Source organism: Saccharopolyspora erythraea, assembly GCF_018141105.1.
Classification (GTDB): Bacteria; Actinomycetota; Actinomycetes; order Mycobacteriales; family Pseudonocardiaceae; genus Saccharopolyspora_D; species Saccharopolyspora_D erythraea_A.
In genome coordinates this window covers 5,398,042-5,413,432 of the sequence record NZ_CP054839.1, presented here as the reverse complement: position 1 = coordinate 5,413,432, position 15,391 = coordinate 5,398,042, and the positions used below count along the sequence as shown (strand labels likewise).

Below are 15,391 nucleotides of genomic sequence, written 5' to 3'. Positions count from 1 at the left end.
CGCCGTTTCATCAGGATTTCATCGCCCGCCGTTAGCGTCCTGGGAGCGTCGCACGCCAGCACGCAGTGAGACGGGGAAGACGGGGCATGACCGACTGGGGAGACAAGAGCCTGATCGACGCCGCGTCGGCGGGCGTCCAGGACCTGGCGGGGGCCGCCACCGCCGCGTTGGAGCAGGCCGGACCGGCCGGTGCGCTCGCGCAGCCGGTGGTGGACGCCCTGCGCAACGTGTGGGAGGGGTACTTCGGTTCACCGCTTCCGCCGGGGGGTACGAACTGGAACGCATACACCCACGAGCAGCTCTACGCGATGCTGTGGGAGGGCGCCGACGTCACCGACGTCAGCGACGTGGCCGCCGAGTGGGACCGGCACGGCGCGGAGCTGACCGGCCACGCAGAGGGGTTGCACGACCAGCGCGGTGCGCTGGAGCGGAACTGGACGGGCCAGGCGGCCGGGTCCGCCGCGGGCGATCTCGGTGCGCTCGGGGACCGGACCTCCGACATCGGTGCCCGCGCGGGCGATGTCGCCCAGGCCACCCAGAGCGCGGGTGACGCGCTGTCGACCGCGCGCAACGCGATGCCGCCGCCACCTGGTGATCCGGCCGCGCTGGCGGTCACCAGCGCCGCTGCGGGTGCAGGGGCGGGAGCGGCGGTCGGTGCGGTGGCCGGTGCCGCCGCGGGCGGGGTCGGTGCCGGGCCGGGAGCGGTGATGGGCGCGGCGGTGGGTGCCGTGGCGGGGGGTGGCGGCAGCCTGTTCCTCGCCAGCGTCGCGGCCGCCGAGCAGAAGGCCCAGGCGGTGCACGTCATGCAGCGCTACGAGCAGAGCCTGCTCAGCAGCAGCCGTGCGATCGCACCGGCGTCCACCGCGTCGGCATCCGCGGCCTCGGGCGGCGCGGCCGCGGCGACCAGTCCGGCGGGGCTGGCCGGCTCGGGCGCCGCGGGCGGTGCGTTCGGCGGGGGCGTGCCGTGGGGGAAGCTGACCGGCTCCGGCGGTCCGCTCGACCCGGGACTCGTGGCGGGCGGCTCGCGCGCGGGTGCAGGCGGACTGGCCGGCCGCGCCGGCGCGGCGTCCGGCCTCGCCGCCGCGCGTGCGGCGAACCGCGGCGGCATGGTGCCGGGAGGGGGCGCCGGCGCGCGGGAGCGCGACGACGAGGAAACCGTGCACCGCAACCGGATGCCGGTCATCGACCACCGCCTCTTCGACTTCGACGAACCGGTCATGCCGCCGGTCATCGGCCAGTGAGCCACGGACGGGAGCCAGCCTTGCCTTCTGAGACCAGCCCCCAGCAGGGCTACCAGGTCGAGCCGCGCGAACTGGAGTCGCAGGTCGCGGCGCTCACCGCGCTCGGCGACCGCACCAACGCCCTGGTCGGCTCGGCCGGCCGGCTCGCCGAACGGCTGCCCAGGCTCGGCACGGCGCCGCCCGCGCTGCACCTGGCCATGCGCCTGCGCGAGGCGGCGGGCCAGTCCGGGCTCACCGGCGAGGTGACCGCGGCCGACACCGAGCTGAACGGATTCCACCGCTCCCTCAAGGAAACCGTGACCGGCTACCTGGATCGCGAGTCCGACGCCGCGGCGTCCTTGCGGTCCATCGGCGGTGCGGCGACATGACGGCGGCGACGGCGACCGAGGCCGGCACGTTGCGCTTCGGGCTCGTGGAGCTGGACCTGCTCGCCACGCACGCGGGTGCGGCGTTGCCCTTCCCGCTGCGGGTGCCGTCGTTCGGGCGGATCGCCGGCGAGCGCGAGGTGCTGCTGGCCGCGGCGGGGCAGACGCTGCGCTGGCGGGGCCTGGCCGACGACGCCGGGCCCGTCGGTCCCGCGGCGGAGCTGGTCACCGCGCTGCGCGAGCACCGGAGCACGGTCGACCTCGTGCTGGGCACCCCGGACGGCCCGGTCGGCGTGGCGGTCGTGGTCTACCGGTCGTGGGCGCTGATCTGCCGGCAGGCGCCGGACGACGATCCGGCGAGCACGGTGGGCATCCGGCGGGTCCCGCAGGCCGCGCTTGCCCGCGAACTGCTCGCGCTGGTGCCGGATCTCGCCCCGGCCAGGGCGATGCCGATCACGCTGCCCGCGCGGGCGGTCAACGGCGCGGCACGCGTGCTCGAGGGCGTCGAGGACGACGCGGAGAAGGCCCTGCGGCTGCGCGAGCTGGTCCGCGACTGCGGGGGCGACCCGGGACTGCTCGACCAGCTCGCCGGCCTGCTCCCCGAGCTCAACGGCTGGGGGCAGCTCGGCGCGACCGCGCGGACCCGCTCCGGTGCGGTCCGGGCCGGCACCGAGCTGTCCTGGTTGGACGGTCCGCGCGGCAGGCTCCGGGTGAACCGCGCGGGCGACGGCTGGGTGAGCGTCAACCCGTTGCGCCAGGCCGACTTGCGCGGCGTCGTCGAGGTGCTTGGCGCGACGGCACGCGTACCCCGGTGATCAGGATTCCCGCAGCAGCGCCGTGATGATCTCGGCGAGCCGCTGCGGCGCCGAGTAGTTCAGCGTGTGGCCCGCGCCGGGCACCTCCGCGAGGCGCCCGCGGGGCAGCGCCGCGGCGACCTCCCGCGCCCACGCGCGCGGTGCGATCGGATCACGGCTGCCGCGCACGACGACTGCGGGAGTTCGCACGTGCTGGAGCTTGCGCTCGACCTGGTCGTCGAGCAGGTGGTCGAACGTGGTGATGATCCGCCGCGGACCGCAGTCCAGGTAGTCGAGGGCGAGCACGAAGGCCAGTGCGGACCGCTCCCGCGCACCGTTGCGGACCAGCCGGGCCAGCTGGCGCGGCCAGGAGCGGGCGTGCCGGTCCACGGTGGGTCCGGTGAGAACGACCGGGCCGAGCAGTTCGGGCGAGTGCACGGCCAGGTCCACCACGACCTGGCAACCTGCGGAGTTCGCCACCAGCGGCGCTCCGCGCCGCGCCGTGGCGCGCAGCCACGCCGCCAGCGACTCGGAGAGCCCGCGCACGTCCAGCGGCTCCCGCGGGCCCGGGGTGCTGCCGAACCCGGGCAGGTCGGGCGCGACCACTCGCAGCTCGGGTGCCAGGCACCGGGCCAGCGGCAGGAAGTACCGGTGCGAGCAGCCGAGCCCGTGCACGCAGACGACCTCTGGCGCCTCGCGGGGCCCGAGGACGGCGGCGTGCACCCGGGTACCGGCAGCCGCGGTGACTTCCACCTGATCCCAGCCGGTTCGAACCCCGGTTGCCCGGACCGGCCTCATCCGGGTTCACCGCGGAGCTTGCGGTGCGCGACCCAGGCGAAGTCGACCACCGCGATCACCGCCAGCACGAGGAGAATCCACGCCATCCAGCTCAGCGGCGGCAGGTACACCCACAGCAGCACGGCGGCCACGGTGCAGAACACCGCGCCGAACCCGGCCAGCCACAGCCGCAACGTCAGCGCGCTCAGCGCGGCGGGCGCACCCGTCAGCCGGTGCATCGGGTCGTGGTACCCGGGCAGACCGCGCTCGTAGTCGCGGCGATCCCGCTTCTGCTCACCCATGTGCCGGCCACCCATCGTCCGCATCCGGCACTCCCGCACCATCGCGCCGGACAACTCTTTCCAGCTGACTGGATTCCCCTGTTCGCGACCGTTAAACGGTCCTGCCGCCCTCGTGGCGCTCCCGTTCAGCGGCGGTCGTCGGCGGCAACTGGGCAGCGGGGAGTACGCGGCCGAGGTCCACGAGGGCGACCAGACGACCGAGCACCGGGTGCTGGTGCCGCGTGAGCTGGTGGACGATCTGGACGTGTCCGCGCCCGACGAGAAGGCGCTCGTGGTGGAGTCCATCAGGTACCTGCTGGAGAGGACGCCGGTCACGGCGCTGCCGCACGACATAGACCTCGACGCCGTCCGCCGCGAGCACGGCGACTTCCTCCCGGAAGTGCGGGCGCGCCTGGATGGCTGAGCCCCGCGCATCAATGAGTCCCTTGTGGACTGTTGCTTCGCGCGGGTGCGCCGGGCCTGGTGACCGGTTGACCGATCGCCCGGGTCGGCACGGGGGCCGGACAGCCCTCAGTCCCGCCGGCCCGGGTCGTGCACGATCTCACCGTCGAGCATGGTGAGCCAGGCACCGGCTTCGGACAGGTCGTCGACGTCGGCGGCCTCGATGTCGCGGTCGAGCACCACGATGTCGGCGAGCTTTTCCGGCCGCAGCGAGCCGATGCGATCCTCCATTCGCAGCGCGAAAGCGGCGTCGATCGTGTGTGCGCGCAGCGCCTCGGCCAGCGTGACAGCCTGGTCGGCGCCGATGTCCTGGCCCTCCCGCGTCTTGCGGCGCACCGCGTTGGCCACGGTGTGCATGGGCCGGAAGCTGGAGACGAAGGAGTCGCTGGAGAGCACCGGGCGCAGCCCGGCGTCGATCTCGTCGCGCATCGGCTGCAGCCGATGCGCGCGGTCGCCGAGCCTGCGGCGGAAGTCCCCGCCGCTGTCGTGCAGGAAGTTCGGCTGGTTGACCGGGATGACGCCGAGGTCGGCGAAGCGGCGGACGTGTTCGGCGGTGGGGTGGCCGCAGTGCTCGATGCGCGGCCTGGCGTCGTCGCCGAAGGCGCGGACCGCGGCGGTGACGGCGTCGACGGCGAAGCCCATCGCCCGGTCGCCCTGGGTGTGGATGGCGACCTGCCAGCCCGCCCGGCCCGCGCGCTCGACCAGCGACCGGAGCTCGCCGGGCTGCCAGTACAGGCTGCCGGTGAACTGGCCGTGCTCGCCGTAGGGCTCGGTGAACATCGCGGTACCGCCCAGCAGGGTGCCGTCGGCGTAGAACTTCATCGCGCCGAGGTTGAGCCAGTCGTCGCCGAACGGCCCGGCCAGCCCGATGGACGAAAGCGCGTCGAGCTGGTGCGACAGCGGCATCGCGACCGTGCGAACCGGCAGCGTCCCGGCGGCTCGCGCGGCCCGGTAGATCCGCAGCTCGCGGGCCGAGACCTGCGGGTCGGCGATGGTGGTCAGCCCGGCGGCCAGGTAGTGCGGGGCGGCATCGGACAGCCAGCCCAGCAGGTGCTCGGCGGGCAGGTCGGTGTGGAAGTTCGGGCCGTGGCAGCCGATGTCCACCGCGACCGGCAGCAGCAGCTCCATCGCCGAGTCGGTGACCATGCCGGTGAGCCTGCCGGCCTCGTCACGCAGGAACCGGCCGCCGGGCGGGTCGGCCACGTCGGCGCCGATGCCGCGCCAGGTCAGGGCGGCGGAGTTGACCACGGCCTGGTGGCCCGAGACGTGGTAGACGATGACCGGATGCCGGTCGGTGGCCTCGTCGAGCAGGTGCCGGGTGGGGCGGCGGGTGTACTTCGCATCGTCCATGCCGAACGCGCGGATCCACTGCCCTTCCGGGGTGACCGCCGCCTGGGCGGCGACGGCGGCGACCAGGCCGGCCGCGTCGCGCACCACGGGGTAGCGGGCGTCGACCGAGGCCAGCGACTCCGCGGTGGACAGCAGGTGGTTGTGCGGGTCGATGAAACCGGGCAGCGCGGTCCGCCCGCCGACGTCGATCCTCGTCGCGTGCGGGCCCGCCTGCGCGTGGGCGTCGGCGCCGACAGCCACGATCCGGTTGCCGTGGACCAGAGCCGCGTCCGCGGTCGGCTGGTCCGGCTCCATCGTCAGGACCTTGGCGTTGTGCAGCAGGGTTCGCTTCACCGGGGTGTCGCCTTTCAGCTCTGGACGGTCGCGGGTCGGGGGGTGTCGGTGTGGCGCGGCGCCTTCAGCAGGCAGGCGATGCTCAGGGCGCACATGGCGATCAGCAGGGCCACGACGGGCAGGACGCTGCCGGTGGCCGCCAGCAGCGCGGTGCAGGCCAGCGGTGAGAGCCCGCCGAAGATCGCGCCCGCGACCTGGTAGGACAGCGAGATGCTGGTGTAGCGGGCCGCGGGCGGGAACATCTCGGCCAGGATCGCCGACATCGGGCCGTAGGTCGCCGCCATCACCAGCCGCATCACTGCGATCACCAGGAAGATCAGTGCGGTGCCGCCGCCGTCGAGGACCAGGAACTGCGGAGCGGCCAGCAGCGCCACCCCGGCCAGCCCGGCGATGACGACCCGGCGCGCGCCGACCCGGTCCCCGAGCCACGAGACCACGACCGTGGACACCAGCTCGACGGCCGCCGCGACCGACAGCGCGTTGAGCAGCAACTGCTCCTCGACGGCCAGCTCGGTGGTCGCATACGCCAGCAGGAACGTCGTCACCATGTAGTAGCCGCCGACCGCGACCGGCAGCGCGCCGACGCCCAGCAGCAGGCCACGCCAGGACGAGCGCAGTGCCCGGCGCACCGGCAGTTCGGCAGGCGCGGACCCGCTCACCTCGGTGAACACCGGCGACTCGGCCACCTTCAGCCGGATCACCAGCCCGACCAGCACCAGCACCGCCGAGGCCAGGAACGGCAGCCGCCATCCCCACGACAGCAGGGCCTGCTCGCCGAAGCCGCTCATCACGCTGAAGAAGCCGGTCGCCAGCAGCGCGCCCGAGGGGTTGCCGAGCTGGGCGAAGGAGCCGTAGAAGGTCCGCCTGTTCGCGGGGGCGTGCTCGACGGCCATCAACACCGCGCCGCCCCACTCGCCGCCGACGGCGAGCCCCTGCACGAAGCGCAGCAGCACCAGCAGTGCCGGGGCCAGCACGCCGGCCGCCGCGTAGGTCGGCAGCAACCCGACGGCGAAGGTCGCCACGCCCATCATCAGCAGCGTGACCACCAGCGCGGACCTGCGGCCGACCCGGTCGCCGAAGTGGCCGAACACCACCCCGCCCAGCGGCCGGGCGAAGAAGCCGACGGCGTAGGTGGCGAACGAGGCCATCACGCCGACCAGCGGTGAGGTGCCTGCGGGGAAGAACAGGCGCCCGAAGACCAGGCTCGCCGCGGTCGCGTAGACGTAGAAGTCGTACCACTCGATGGTGGTCCCGACGAACGCCGCTGCCGCCGCCCGCCGCGGGCTCGCGGCGGGTGGGCTGGTGTCGGGTGGGTTGGCGGCCATTGGCGTCCTCCGCAGACTCGGCAAGTGTGCGGCAGACACTAGAGACGCCGCACGCGCCGGCCACGATGCGAAGTGCACAATCGCAGTCGGCATTCGAGTGCACTTCGAACAGGGGGTCGCCGTGGCTCCGACGATCGCGGACCTGCTCGCGCAGCCTTCCCTGGAACTGGAAGTCCTCGCAGGCGCCGGCCGCCTGGACCGGCAGCTGCGCTGGGCGCACGTCAGCGAGCTGCGCGACCCGACGCCCTGGCTGCGCGGTGGCGAGCTGGTGCTGACCACCTTCCTGGAGCTGCCCGGCGACGCGGAGGGGCAGCGCGACTACGTCCGCAGCCTGGCCGCGCGAGGGTGCGCGGGGCTCGGCTTCGCCGAGGAGCGCCGAGAGCTGCCCGGGCCGGTCCTGGACGCGGCCGTCGAGCACGAGGTGCCGCTGCTGGCCGTGCGGGGAGCGACACCGTTCATCGCGGTCGTGGAGGCCGTCGCGCAGCTGCACGCAGAGGAGCGGCTGCGGGTGGTGCGCCGGGTGATCGACGTCCAGGAACGGGCGGCGCGCGCGGCGCTGCGGTCGGGACCGGACGGCATCCTGCGCGAGCTCGCGCGTGGGATCGACGGCTCGGTGCTGCTGACCGATCCGCACGGAAGGGTCGTCGGTGAGCCGCGGGGTGCGAGGCCCGAGTCGCGGGACACCGGGGAAGCGCCCGCCGCCGAGTCGCCGGGTGGCTGGCAGGCCGGTGTGCTGGCCGCCGTGCGGCGCCGGAGTCGCCGCTCGCAGAGCTCCATGGCCTGGGACGACGGTGACCGCGGCGTCCTGGTGCAGAGCCTCGGCCTCAGCGGCGCCCCGATCGGCTGGCTGGCGACGGCCTCGGCGGTGGACCGCAACCAGCACCGGCTGCTGACCAACCACGCCGCGGTGCTGCTGAGCATCGAGATGCTGGGGATGCGCGCCGGGCGGTCCGAGCTGCACGAGCAGCGGGCCGCCGTCTTCGCCGCGTTCCTCGACGGCGGCGATGCCCGGCTCGCGCGGCTGTGCGGGCTGCCGGACGGCCCGTTCGAAGTCCTCGTCGTCCGCCCGGGCGCGGTCGAGGCGCTGCGGGACGCCATCGCGGACGAGCCCGCGCTGGTCTGCGCGCACGCCGATGGCGCGGTCGTGGTGCTGCCCGACTCCACGCCCCGGCTCGGGCCGGAGCTGCTCCAGCGCGCCGCTCGCCAGCTCGGCGGTGAACTGCGGGCTGGCGCGTGCACGGCGGCCGGAACTGGGCAGCTGCCCTCGGCGGTGGAGTGGGCCGCCGGACTGGTCAGCGACGAGCGGCAGTACGTGCACGCCGAGGACGTCAGCGCCGCCGCACTGCTGCGCGACGCGATCGAGCCGGCGGGCCTGGCCCGCTTCGCCGAAGCGGTGCTCGGCGATCTGCGTGCCCACGACGAGCGGAACGGCACCGACCTGGTCGGCTCCGCCCGGGCCTACGTCGATCACAACGCCGGCATGGAAGCGGCGGCGGCGTCCCTCGGGATCCACCGCAACACGCTGCGCACCCGGCTGCGGACGGTGGAGCGCGTCACCCGCCGGTCGCTGAGCGACCCGCGCCAGCGCGAGGAGCTCTGGCTCGCGCTCACCCTCCCCGAACTGCTTCCGCCCGGCCGGGAGTGAGGGCGAGGGCGTTCACGGGCGCTGCGCGTCGTCGACCGGCGGGCGGTGCCACATGGTGAGCCGGGTCAGGTTCAGGTAGCCCATCGACTCGTAGACGGGACGACCGTCGTCGCTGGAGATGAGCATCGCCGGTTCGGCGCGGTGCACGAGGGTCGCGGCCCAGGACAGCGCGGCACCGATGCCCCGCCTGCGGTGCGAGGGCAGCGTGCTCACCCATTCGACGTCGACGATCCCGTGTCCGAGGCGGGCACCGGCGGTGGCGACCGGTTCGCCGCCGACGTAGCCGACGAACAGCCGGAGCGGCCCGCGCAGCACGGCCTCGTCGGCGAGAACGGTGTCCCCGGCACCGGGCATCGGGTAGCCCTCGACCAGGGTCCGGACGAAGTCGGCGAGCATCCCGCGGTCGCCGACCGGGCTGATGCGCAGTCCCGGTGGTGGCGGGGGCGCGGTGCCGCCCGCGGGCCGCAGCATCAGCGGCGGATGGCCCATCAGGTGCAGTCCGGCCTCCGACAGGTCCGGCGTCGGCCAGGCGGCCAGGAACACGAAGTGGCGCTCCGGCGGGTAGAAGCCGAGCATCCTGCGCACGGCGTCGGAGAGGTCGGTGTAGGGCGGTGGCTGGAGCAGCACGGCCGCGTTGTCGAACAGCACCGGCGAGCACGGGTCCGCCACCGCCAGGTCGGGCCACCGCTCGTGCCTGCCGCCCGCGGCGGTGGCGAGGAAGGCGTTGCGGTCGGCGCTGGCCAGCACGTACCGGCGCAGCAGCGAGTCGCCCGCGTCGAGGTCGGGCTCCCATCCGTGGGTCAGGTGCTCTTCGGCCACGCGCACTCACCTCGATGCCGTGATGGGGCGTTCGCCCGGGCTCCAAGGTAGGTCCGGGCACCTCGCGGGCGCAGGAGGCGAACGGCACCGGCCGGACCACCCCGGCTCGCCGGGGGAGTGTCGGGCGCATCCGCCAGAATGAGCGGCATGGGTGTGCCGGACGCCAGGTTCCTGCGGATGGTCGACGGGCTCGCTGACGTCGAGCGCGCACAGGCGCGCGACTACACGTCGTTCAGCGTGCACGGCAAGCGGTTCGGCTACTACTGGCCGCGGACGAGCACGGTGGGGCTCAAGCAGACCCTCGCCGAGCAGATCGCGCTGGTCTCCGAGCGCCCGGAGGTCTTCGAGGTCCAGTTCACCGCGGGCGGGTTCGGCTGGGTCGTGGTGTACCTGGCGAAGATCGACGCCGACGAGCTCACCGAGCTGCTCTACGAGGCGTGGCGCCTGTCGGCCCCGGAACTGCTCGTCGAGGAAAACCCGTACCCGGCGTAGCGCCTCCGGCGCGGAACGGGGATCACGGCTCACCGGAATCGAGCGGAGCGCGGCGCACCACCAGCTTGGTCGTCTTGGCCGCGTAGGCCGCCGGGGCGTCGTCCCAGTCGGCGGTGAGCGTGGTGACGCGTTCGGCCGGGAACCCGGTGCGCAGCAGGAAGTCCAGCAGGTCCGGCAGCACGGCGCGGGCGTGCGAAACCCCCAGGTGCAGCGTCACGTCGTCGGCGTACATGCGCATCAACGGCACCCGGGTACCGGTCGCCAGGTAGTAGCCGACCGCGTGGCACACGCCGCCGGGTGCCACGGCACGCACGGCGCTGCGCAGGCCGCCGGCGCGCGAGGTCGCCTCGACCACGACGTCGTAGCCTCCGGCCGCGGTGCGCAGCGGTCGCGCCCGGGCGCCGAAGGACTCGGCGATCCACCTGCGTTCCGCGTCGTCGTCGAGGTAGTCGACGACTCCGGCGCCGTGGGCCACCGCGAGTCCCGCGGCGTAGAGCCCGATGCTCTTGGCGCCGCCGCCGAGCACCAGTACCGATGCGGCTTCGCGCTCGGAGAGCGCGGGAACGACGCAGCGCCAGGCGTCGGCGAGGTTGTCGCTCGCCGCGGCGACCCGCGCCGCGGGGACTCCGGCCGGTACCGGCACGAGCATGTGCTCGGCGTGCGGGACGCGGAACTCGCCGGCGGCCATACCTCCCCACGGTCCGCTGGCCGGGCCGAACCCGTAGGCGGCCAGCGGACCGGAGCCGGAGGTCTCCGCGCACTTCGACGTCAGGCCACGACGGCATCGCCCGCAGGTGCCGCAGGACACCGCCCACGGCACCACGACCCGTTGGCCCACGCGCAGGTGCGCCACCTCGGAGCCGAGCGCGGTGATCTCGGCGACGCACTCGTGGCCGATGGCGAACGGTCCGCGGAACGGGACGCTGCCGCAGATGGCGCCCACCACCGGGTCGACCAGGCCGAGCGCCATCCCGGCCTGCATCGCCCGCGAGACCGGCCGGTGGATCGGGACGGTGTCGCCGTCGCAGCGGCCCACGACGAAGGGCCGCACCAGCGCGTCACCGGGGTCCTGCAGCGCCGGGGCGGCGCGTTCGTGCCAGCTCAGCTTGCCTGCGCGCTCGAAGCGGAGCTCGCGGATGCGCTCAGGCACCGTCGGCCCGCGGCAGATCGCGGACGAAAACCGGCTTGAGGTGGCGTTGCGGCAGCGCCTCCGGCAGCCGCTCCCAGTCCAGCACGTCGGAGACGACCCGGCCGGGGTCGACGTGTCCGGAAGCGGCGAGCTCGAGGGCGTCGGGGATGTGCGCGCGGACGTTGTCGCGGGCGATGCGCATCGTGACGCCGGTGAGGTACATCTCCAGCAGCGGCAGCTCGCCGGGCCGGAAGTGGTTGCCCGCGCTTTCGCAGAACCCCTCCGGCGACAGCGATCTCAGCGCCAGCGCGAGTTGGTCCACCCGGCCGGTGGCCTCCACCGCCAGGTCGAAACCGTGGTGGACCGGCTCGGTCGCTTCAGCGGTGCGGGCCCCGTACTGCTCGGCGACGGCGCGGTGGGCGGGGTCCGGATCGACGTAGAGCACGTCACCCGCGCCCAGCGCCCGCGCGATGTCGCAGACGTAGAGACCGATGCTGCCGCGCGCGATGACCAGCACCCGCGCACCGGGGAGCGCCCGCAGGTGCGGCGCGACCAGTCGCCAGGCCAGCGACCAGTTGTCGCTGGCCGAGGCCATCGCGACCGGGTCGAGGCCGGACGGCAGCGGCACCAGCATCGCGTCCGCCCACGGCACCCGGACCAGGTCGGAGAACAGCCCGCCCCAGCTCCCGCCTATCGGCGCGCCGAACATCGCCATGTGCGGCACCGAGGCGCAATGCGCCGACAGGCCGCCGCGGCAGGGCTCGCACTGCCCGCAGCAGATGGTCCACGGCACCACGACCAGGTCGCCAGGTGCGAGCCCGCGGACTGAGTCGCCCACCTCCACGACGCGGGCCACGCACTCGTGGCCGATGGCGAACGGCGGGGCGATGGGGCCATGGCCGGCCAGGATCGCCGAGTCGACGTCGCAGGGTGTGGCCGCGACCGGCGCCACGATCGCGTCGTCGCCGGACTCGATCAGCGGATCGGGGACCTCGCGCCACTCCGCGGTGCGCTTGGCGACGTAGGTGAGCTCACGCACCGGACTTCGCCTCCTTGGCCAGGGCGACCAGATCGGCGTAGCGGATGACCGATCCGCCCGCGCCCCAGGTGCCTTCGGCCTGCTCGTGGACGAGCACCCACACCCGCGGTGCGGCGTCCTGGCCGAGTCCGGCGGCCCGCAGCACGACAGCGGTCACGTCTCCGACCAGCCCGGCTTTCCGGCGCTCCGACAGGGCTCCCTGCGGCACGGTGACGTCCACGCGGAACCGGGGCGCGTCGTCGGCGGCGGTGACCTGCGCTCCCGCGGGCAGTTCGTGCAGGTAGCTCCACGCCTGGGCGCGGAAGAACCCGGTGTCCGGAGCGCCCTCCCAGTGCAGCAGCACGCCCGCGAGCTCCCGCTGGACACTCTCGCGTCCGGCGGGCGTGAGGGCACCGGAGGGGACGGTCAACTCGATCATCGGCATGGCGGAACTCCCGTCGGCACGCGATCTATAACAACTGTCATAGCGAGCGGCACGCTAGCCTATGACGAGCGTTATGGACAAGGAGGCCGCCACATGTCCGCGTCGAGTCAGCAGCCGCGCCGGCAACTGGTCGCCGGAGCCGCCGACATGATCCGCAGGCGCGGGCTCAACGCCACCAGCATCCGCGAGGTGGCCAAGCACGCCCGGGCGCCGCTGGGATCGACCTACCACTACTTCCCGGGCGGGAAGCGGCAACTGGCAGGCGAAGCGGTCCGGTTCGCGGGGGAGACCGTTTCCGCGTTGCTGCGCAAGAAGCTCGACGCCGGACCGGTAGAAGGGTTGCGAGCGCTGCTGGATCTGTGGCGCGAGATCCTGACCGGCACCGACTTCCAGGCGGGCTGCCCGGTGCTCGCGGTGTCGGTCGAGGAACAGGCCGACGAGGGCGGGGAGATGCGCGCTGCGGCGGCCGAGGTCTTCGGCGGCTGGGAGTCGCTGCTCGCCGGCTCGCTGCGGCAGCACGGGTGCGACGCGGAGCGCGCCGCGCAGCTCGCGACGCTCGTCGTCTCCGCGTTCGAGGGAGCCGTCGTCATGTGCCGGGCCCAGCGCAGCACGCGGGCGCTCGACCACGTCGGCGAGCGGCTCGAAGCGCTGATCGCGGCCGAGATCTGAAGGTCACCGACCTCGCCATCGTCCCGGCCACGAACCACCGGTGCTCGGCGTCCTCCCGGCGTGCTGTCCGGAGCCGGAGGGTGAACCGCCCGGCCGGGTCAGCGTTGTGCCGCAGCGGGGGTGACCGGCGCCAGCCACATCCCCGTGATCGCGTCGACGAGCCCGGTCGCGGCTTCCCGCCAGCTCCCCCGGGGCGTCGCGGTGCCCTCGTCCAGCGCACGCTCGCGTTCGGCGAACATGTGCACCAGCAGCTGGCGCGCCATGTGGTAGCGCTCCTCCCGGACGTCCGCGGGCAGCTCGGGGAGGCACCCGTTGAGCCCGGCCATCACCTGGTGCAGCGACGGGGCGCTGAGCGCCTCCTCGACCATGATCGGCCGGAACCCGGGATCGGTCATCGCCTGCGCGCCGAACCGGGCGAACCACGTCGGCGTGCCCAGCGCGTCGAGGTGCTCGGCCGTCGGGTGGACCAGGCAGGCCACCCAGTCCCGCACGTCGGTGGAGTCGCCGGTGGCCTCCACCATCCGCAGCCGCAGGTCCTCGACGGCGCCGGAGTGCCTGCGCACGATCGCGCGGACCAGGTCGCCCTTCGTGCCGAAGTGGTAGCCCACGGCGGCGTTGTTGCCCTGCCCGGCGGCCTCGCTGACCTGGCGGTTGGACACCGCGAACAGGCCGTGTTCGGCGAACAGCCGCTCCGCCGTGGTCAGGATCAGCTCGCGGGTCGCGCCGACCCGCTCGGCCCGCGCCGTCCTGCCGCTCATCGCCACAACACCTCCGCGTTCACCACGATGCCCGACACCCGTCCGCCGGACGCGGACGTCAACGCAGGATAACCGCTTAAGGCAGGCGACTGACTCACTGCCGGGCGGCCGCCGATCGGCCGGTGCCGGTGCACGGGAGGCCGTCGCACACTGGAGGTGTGTTGCGGGCACTGCTGGTCGTGGGGTTGGTGGTCGTCGTGGTCCTCGGGCTGGCCTGGGCGTATCAGCGGCGCCTGATCTACTACCCCGCGGGGCGGCCGCCGCCGGCGGCCTCGGTGCTCGAGGGTGCGCGGGAGGTCGTGCTGAGCACCGGCGACGGGTTGCGGCTCGGTGCCTGGTACGTCCCGGGCAGGGGAGGCGCCAGCGAGACGGCCGTGCTGGTCGCCAACGGCAACGCGGGGGAGCGGTCCCTGCGGGCCCCGCTGGCCGACGCGCTCGCCCGCCGCGGACTGGCCGTGCTGCTCTTCGACTACCGCGGCTACGGCGGGAACCCGGGCACACCGAGCGAGCAGGGGCTCGCGCTGGACGTCCGCGCCGCGCACCGCTACCTCGTCGAGGAGGCCGGCTTCGGGCCGGACCGGCTGGTCTACTACGGCGAGAGCCTCGGCGCGGCGGTGGTCACCGAGCTCGCCGCGCACAGCCCGCCGCGCGGCCTGGTGCTCCGCTCGCCGTTCACCGATCTCGCCGCCGTCGGCCGGTACCACTACCCGTACCTGCCGGTGCGGATGCTCCTGCGGGACCGCTACCCGCTGACCACGCACCTGGCGAACGTCCGCAGCCCCGTCACCGTCGTCTACGGGACCGCGGACTCGGTCGTGCCCGCCGCGCAGAGCAGAGCCGTCGCGGAGTCCGTGCCCGGAGCGACCGCGGTGGCGATCCCGGGCGCGGACCACAACGACCTGGCACTGCTGGACGGCCCGGAGGTCGTCGAGGCCGTGGTCAAGTTCGCCGGTTCGTGACCGAGAAGGCGCGGTCACGCCGCTGCTCGCCGGGCGCGGGGAGCCTGTCGGCGAGCACGGGAACAAGCGTGTCCGCAAGGAGTTTCGCGGTAGCGATGGGGCGCGGGGAAGGCGCCACCGGAGCCTCCGCGCGTGCGCGGACACGGGCGATCGCGCGGCCCAGCAGACATCCCACCACGGCCGCCCCGGCCAGCACGCCTAGCCGCACCACGTCGTCGCCCGTCCACGCCAGGTCACCGCGCGAGTGGACGACGAAGCCGTCGAAGAACATCCACGCCGTCGCCGAGGTCGCCATCGCGCCGGGCAGCGACCGGGTCGCCGCGCCGTACAGGCCGACGACGAAGGCCATGGCGGCGAGACCGGCGGCGGCTCCCCCGCTCCACGGCGTCAACTCGGCGACCGGCACGGTCACCGCGGCCGTCACGAGGAAGCCGACGGCCCACGTGACCGCCGCAGGACAAGGGCGTCGTCCCGACGACCACCCAGTGCTGAACGGTGACATCGCTGCGCCTCCCGACTGACGGGCCAC

At 74.1% G+C, this 15,391-nt stretch carries 18 protein-coding genes; 8 read left to right on the top strand and 10 right to left on the bottom strand.

The window, feature by feature from the left end; genetic code table 11:
- The first annotated feature begins 86 nt into the window (after positions 1-86).
- The 3 genes from HUO13_RS24260 to HUO13_RS24250 all read left to right on the top strand — a co-directional run bounded on the left by HUO13_RS24260 (position 87) and on the right by HUO13_RS24250 (position 2,421).
- Positions 87-1,241, top strand: a complete 1,155-nt coding sequence (locus HUO13_RS24260) for a WXG100 family type VII secretion target (RefSeq protein ID WP_211897372.1) — start codon at positions 87-89, stop codon at positions 1,239-1,241.
- Positions 1,242-1,312: 71 nt separating this feature from the next.
- Positions 1,313-1,609 (top strand): hypothetical protein, encoded by a 297-nt coding sequence (locus HUO13_RS24255; protein ID WP_432757863.1) that lies wholly within the window; start codon positions 1,313-1,315, stop codon positions 1,607-1,609.
- Entirely contained in the window at positions 1,606-2,421 is an 816-nt protein-coding gene (locus HUO13_RS24250) for an ESX secretion-associated protein EspG (protein ID WP_211897370.1), read from the top strand. Before HUO13_RS24255 ends, HUO13_RS24250 begins: the two co-directional genes overlap by 4 nt.
- On the opposite strand, the gene HUO13_RS24245 is transcribed toward HUO13_RS24250, so the two are convergent.
- Positions 2,422-3,153 (bottom strand): alpha/beta fold hydrolase, encoded by a 732-nt coding sequence (locus HUO13_RS24245; protein WP_211897369.1) that lies wholly within the window; start codon positions 3,151-3,153, stop codon positions 2,422-2,424.
- A 41-nt stretch (positions 3,154-3,194) separates the two neighbouring features.
- Positions 3,195-3,479 (bottom strand): hypothetical protein, encoded by a 285-nt coding sequence (locus HUO13_RS24240; RefSeq protein WP_211897368.1) that lies wholly within the window; start codon positions 3,477-3,479, stop codon positions 3,195-3,197.
- Between the two features lie 112 nt (positions 3,480-3,591).
- Between HUO13_RS24240 and HUO13_RS24235 the strand changes: the two genes are divergently transcribed.
- A complete protein-coding gene (locus HUO13_RS24235; RefSeq protein ID WP_249123999.1) occupies positions 3,592-3,882 on the top strand; it encodes a hypothetical protein in 291 nt (96 codons plus the stop codon).
- Positions 3,883-3,989: 107 nt separating this feature from the next.
- Here the strand turns inward: HUO13_RS24235 and HUO13_RS24230 are convergent, their stop codons facing one another.
- Together HUO13_RS24230 and HUO13_RS24225 are read right to left on the bottom strand one after the other, a co-directional pair.
- Positions 3,990-5,603: an amidohydrolase gene (locus HUO13_RS24230; RefSeq protein ID WP_211897367.1), complete on the bottom strand. Its 1,614-nt coding sequence runs from the start codon at positions 5,601-5,603 to the stop codon at positions 3,990-3,992.
- 14 nt (positions 5,604-5,617) lie between these two features.
- Positions 5,618-6,928: an MFS transporter gene (locus tag HUO13_RS24225; RefSeq protein WP_211897366.1), complete on the bottom strand. Its 1,311-nt coding sequence runs from the start codon at positions 6,926-6,928 to the stop codon at positions 5,618-5,620.
- A 121-nt stretch (positions 6,929-7,049) separates the two neighbouring features.
- Here HUO13_RS24225 and HUO13_RS24220 point away from each other — a divergent pair, with 121 nt between their 5' ends.
- Positions 7,050-8,573, top strand: coding sequence for a PucR family transcriptional regulator (locus HUO13_RS24220; RefSeq protein ID WP_211897365.1), 1,524 nt, complete (start codon positions 7,050-7,052; stop codon positions 8,571-8,573).
- A 12-nt stretch (positions 8,574-8,585) separates the two neighbouring features.
- Here the strand turns inward: HUO13_RS24220 and HUO13_RS24215 are convergent, their stop codons facing one another.
- Positions 8,586-9,392, bottom strand: a complete 807-nt coding sequence (locus tag HUO13_RS24215; RefSeq protein WP_211897364.1) for a GNAT family N-acetyltransferase — start codon at positions 9,390-9,392, stop codon at positions 8,586-8,588.
- Between the two features lie 147 nt (positions 9,393-9,539).
- On the opposite strand from HUO13_RS24215, the gene HUO13_RS24210 reads away from it, so the two are divergent.
- Positions 9,540-9,884 carry an MmcQ/YjbR family DNA-binding protein gene (locus tag HUO13_RS24210; protein WP_211897363.1) on the top strand — a complete coding sequence of 115 codons (345 nt, stop codon included), beginning with the start codon at positions 9,540-9,542 and terminating at the stop codon, positions 9,882-9,884.
- Between the two features lie 22 nt (positions 9,885-9,906).
- Here HUO13_RS24210 and HUO13_RS24205 read toward each other — a convergent pair whose 3' ends face one another.
- Genes HUO13_RS24205 through HUO13_RS24195 form a run of 3 tightly spaced genes read right to left on the bottom strand, consistent with a single transcriptional unit; the run spans position 9,907 to position 12,476 of the window.
- Positions 9,907-11,034, bottom strand: a complete 1,128-nt coding sequence (locus HUO13_RS24205) for a zinc-dependent alcohol dehydrogenase (RefSeq protein ID WP_211897362.1) — start codon at positions 11,032-11,034, stop codon at positions 9,907-9,909.
- Entirely contained in the window at positions 11,027-12,052 is a 1,026-nt protein-coding gene (locus HUO13_RS24200; RefSeq protein WP_211897361.1) for a zinc-dependent alcohol dehydrogenase, read from the bottom strand. The genes HUO13_RS24205 and HUO13_RS24200 overlap by 8 nt, the downstream gene beginning before the upstream one ends.
- Positions 12,045-12,476 carry a tautomerase family protein gene (locus HUO13_RS24195; RefSeq protein WP_211897360.1) on the bottom strand — a complete coding sequence of 144 codons (432 nt, stop codon included), beginning with the start codon at positions 12,474-12,476 and terminating at the stop codon, positions 12,045-12,047. Before HUO13_RS24195 ends, HUO13_RS24200 begins: the two co-directional genes overlap by 8 nt.
- Before the next feature lie 93 nt (positions 12,477-12,569).
- On the opposite strand from HUO13_RS24195, the gene HUO13_RS24190 reads away from it, so the two are divergent.
- Positions 12,570-13,145 carry a TetR/AcrR family transcriptional regulator gene (locus tag HUO13_RS24190; RefSeq protein ID WP_211897359.1) on the top strand — a complete coding sequence of 192 codons (576 nt, stop codon included), beginning with the start codon at positions 12,570-12,572 and terminating at the stop codon, positions 13,143-13,145.
- A 98-nt stretch (positions 13,146-13,243) separates the two neighbouring features.
- Here the strand turns inward: HUO13_RS24190 and HUO13_RS24185 are convergent, their stop codons facing one another.
- A complete protein-coding gene (locus tag HUO13_RS24185) occupies positions 13,244-13,903 on the bottom strand; it encodes a TetR/AcrR family transcriptional regulator (protein WP_211897358.1) in 660 nt (219 codons plus the stop codon).
- A 158-nt stretch (positions 13,904-14,061) separates the two neighbouring features.
- Between HUO13_RS24185 and HUO13_RS24180 the strand changes: the two genes are divergently transcribed.
- Positions 14,062-14,862: an alpha/beta hydrolase gene (locus HUO13_RS24180; protein ID WP_211897357.1), complete on the top strand. Its 801-nt coding sequence runs from the start codon at positions 14,062-14,064 to the stop codon at positions 14,860-14,862.
- Here the strand turns inward: HUO13_RS24180 and HUO13_RS24175 are convergent.
- Positions 14,843-15,364, bottom strand: a complete 522-nt coding sequence (locus tag HUO13_RS24175; RefSeq protein ID WP_211897356.1) for a hypothetical protein — start codon at positions 15,362-15,364, stop codon at positions 14,843-14,845. The two genes, HUO13_RS24180 and HUO13_RS24175, sit on opposite strands and share 20 nt — an antisense overlap.
- Positions 15,365-15,391 lie beyond the last annotated feature (27 nt).

What these genes read in the sequence shown, in the direction of transcription:
- HUO13_RS24185 (WP_211897358.1), bottom strand. Translation starts at nt 13,903, where the DNA reads ATGAGCGGCAGGACGGCGCGGGCCGAGCGGGTCGGCGCGACCCGCGAG.
- HUO13_RS24195 (WP_211897360.1), bottom strand. Translation starts at nt 12,476, where the DNA reads ATGCCGATGATCGAGTTGACCGTCCCCTCCGGTGCCCTCACGCCCGCC.
- HUO13_RS24260 (WP_211897372.1), top strand. Translation starts at nt 87, where the DNA reads ATGACCGACTGGGGAGACAAGAGCCTGATCGACGCCGCGTCGGCGGGC.
- HUO13_RS24190 (WP_211897359.1), top strand. Translation starts at nt 12,570, where the DNA reads ATGTCCGCGTCGAGTCAGCAGCCGCGCCGGCAACTGGTCGCCGGAGCC.
- HUO13_RS24175 (WP_211897356.1), bottom strand. Translation starts at nt 15,364, where the DNA reads ATGTCACCGTTCAGCACTGGGTGGTCGTCGGGACGACGCCCTTGTCCT.
- HUO13_RS24225 (WP_211897366.1), bottom strand. Translation starts at nt 6,928, where the DNA reads ATGGCCGCCAACCCACCCGACACCAGCCCACCCGCCGCGAGCCCGCGG.
- HUO13_RS24240 (WP_211897368.1), bottom strand. Translation starts at nt 3,479, where the DNA reads ATGGGTGAGCAGAAGCGGGATCGCCGCGACTACGAGCGCGGTCTGCCC.
- HUO13_RS24250 (WP_211897370.1), top strand. Translation starts at nt 1,606, where the DNA reads ATGACGGCGGCGACGGCGACCGAGGCCGGCACGTTGCGCTTCGGGCTC.
- HUO13_RS24210 (WP_211897363.1), top strand. Translation starts at nt 9,540, where the DNA reads ATGGGTGTGCCGGACGCCAGGTTCCTGCGGATGGTCGACGGGCTCGCT.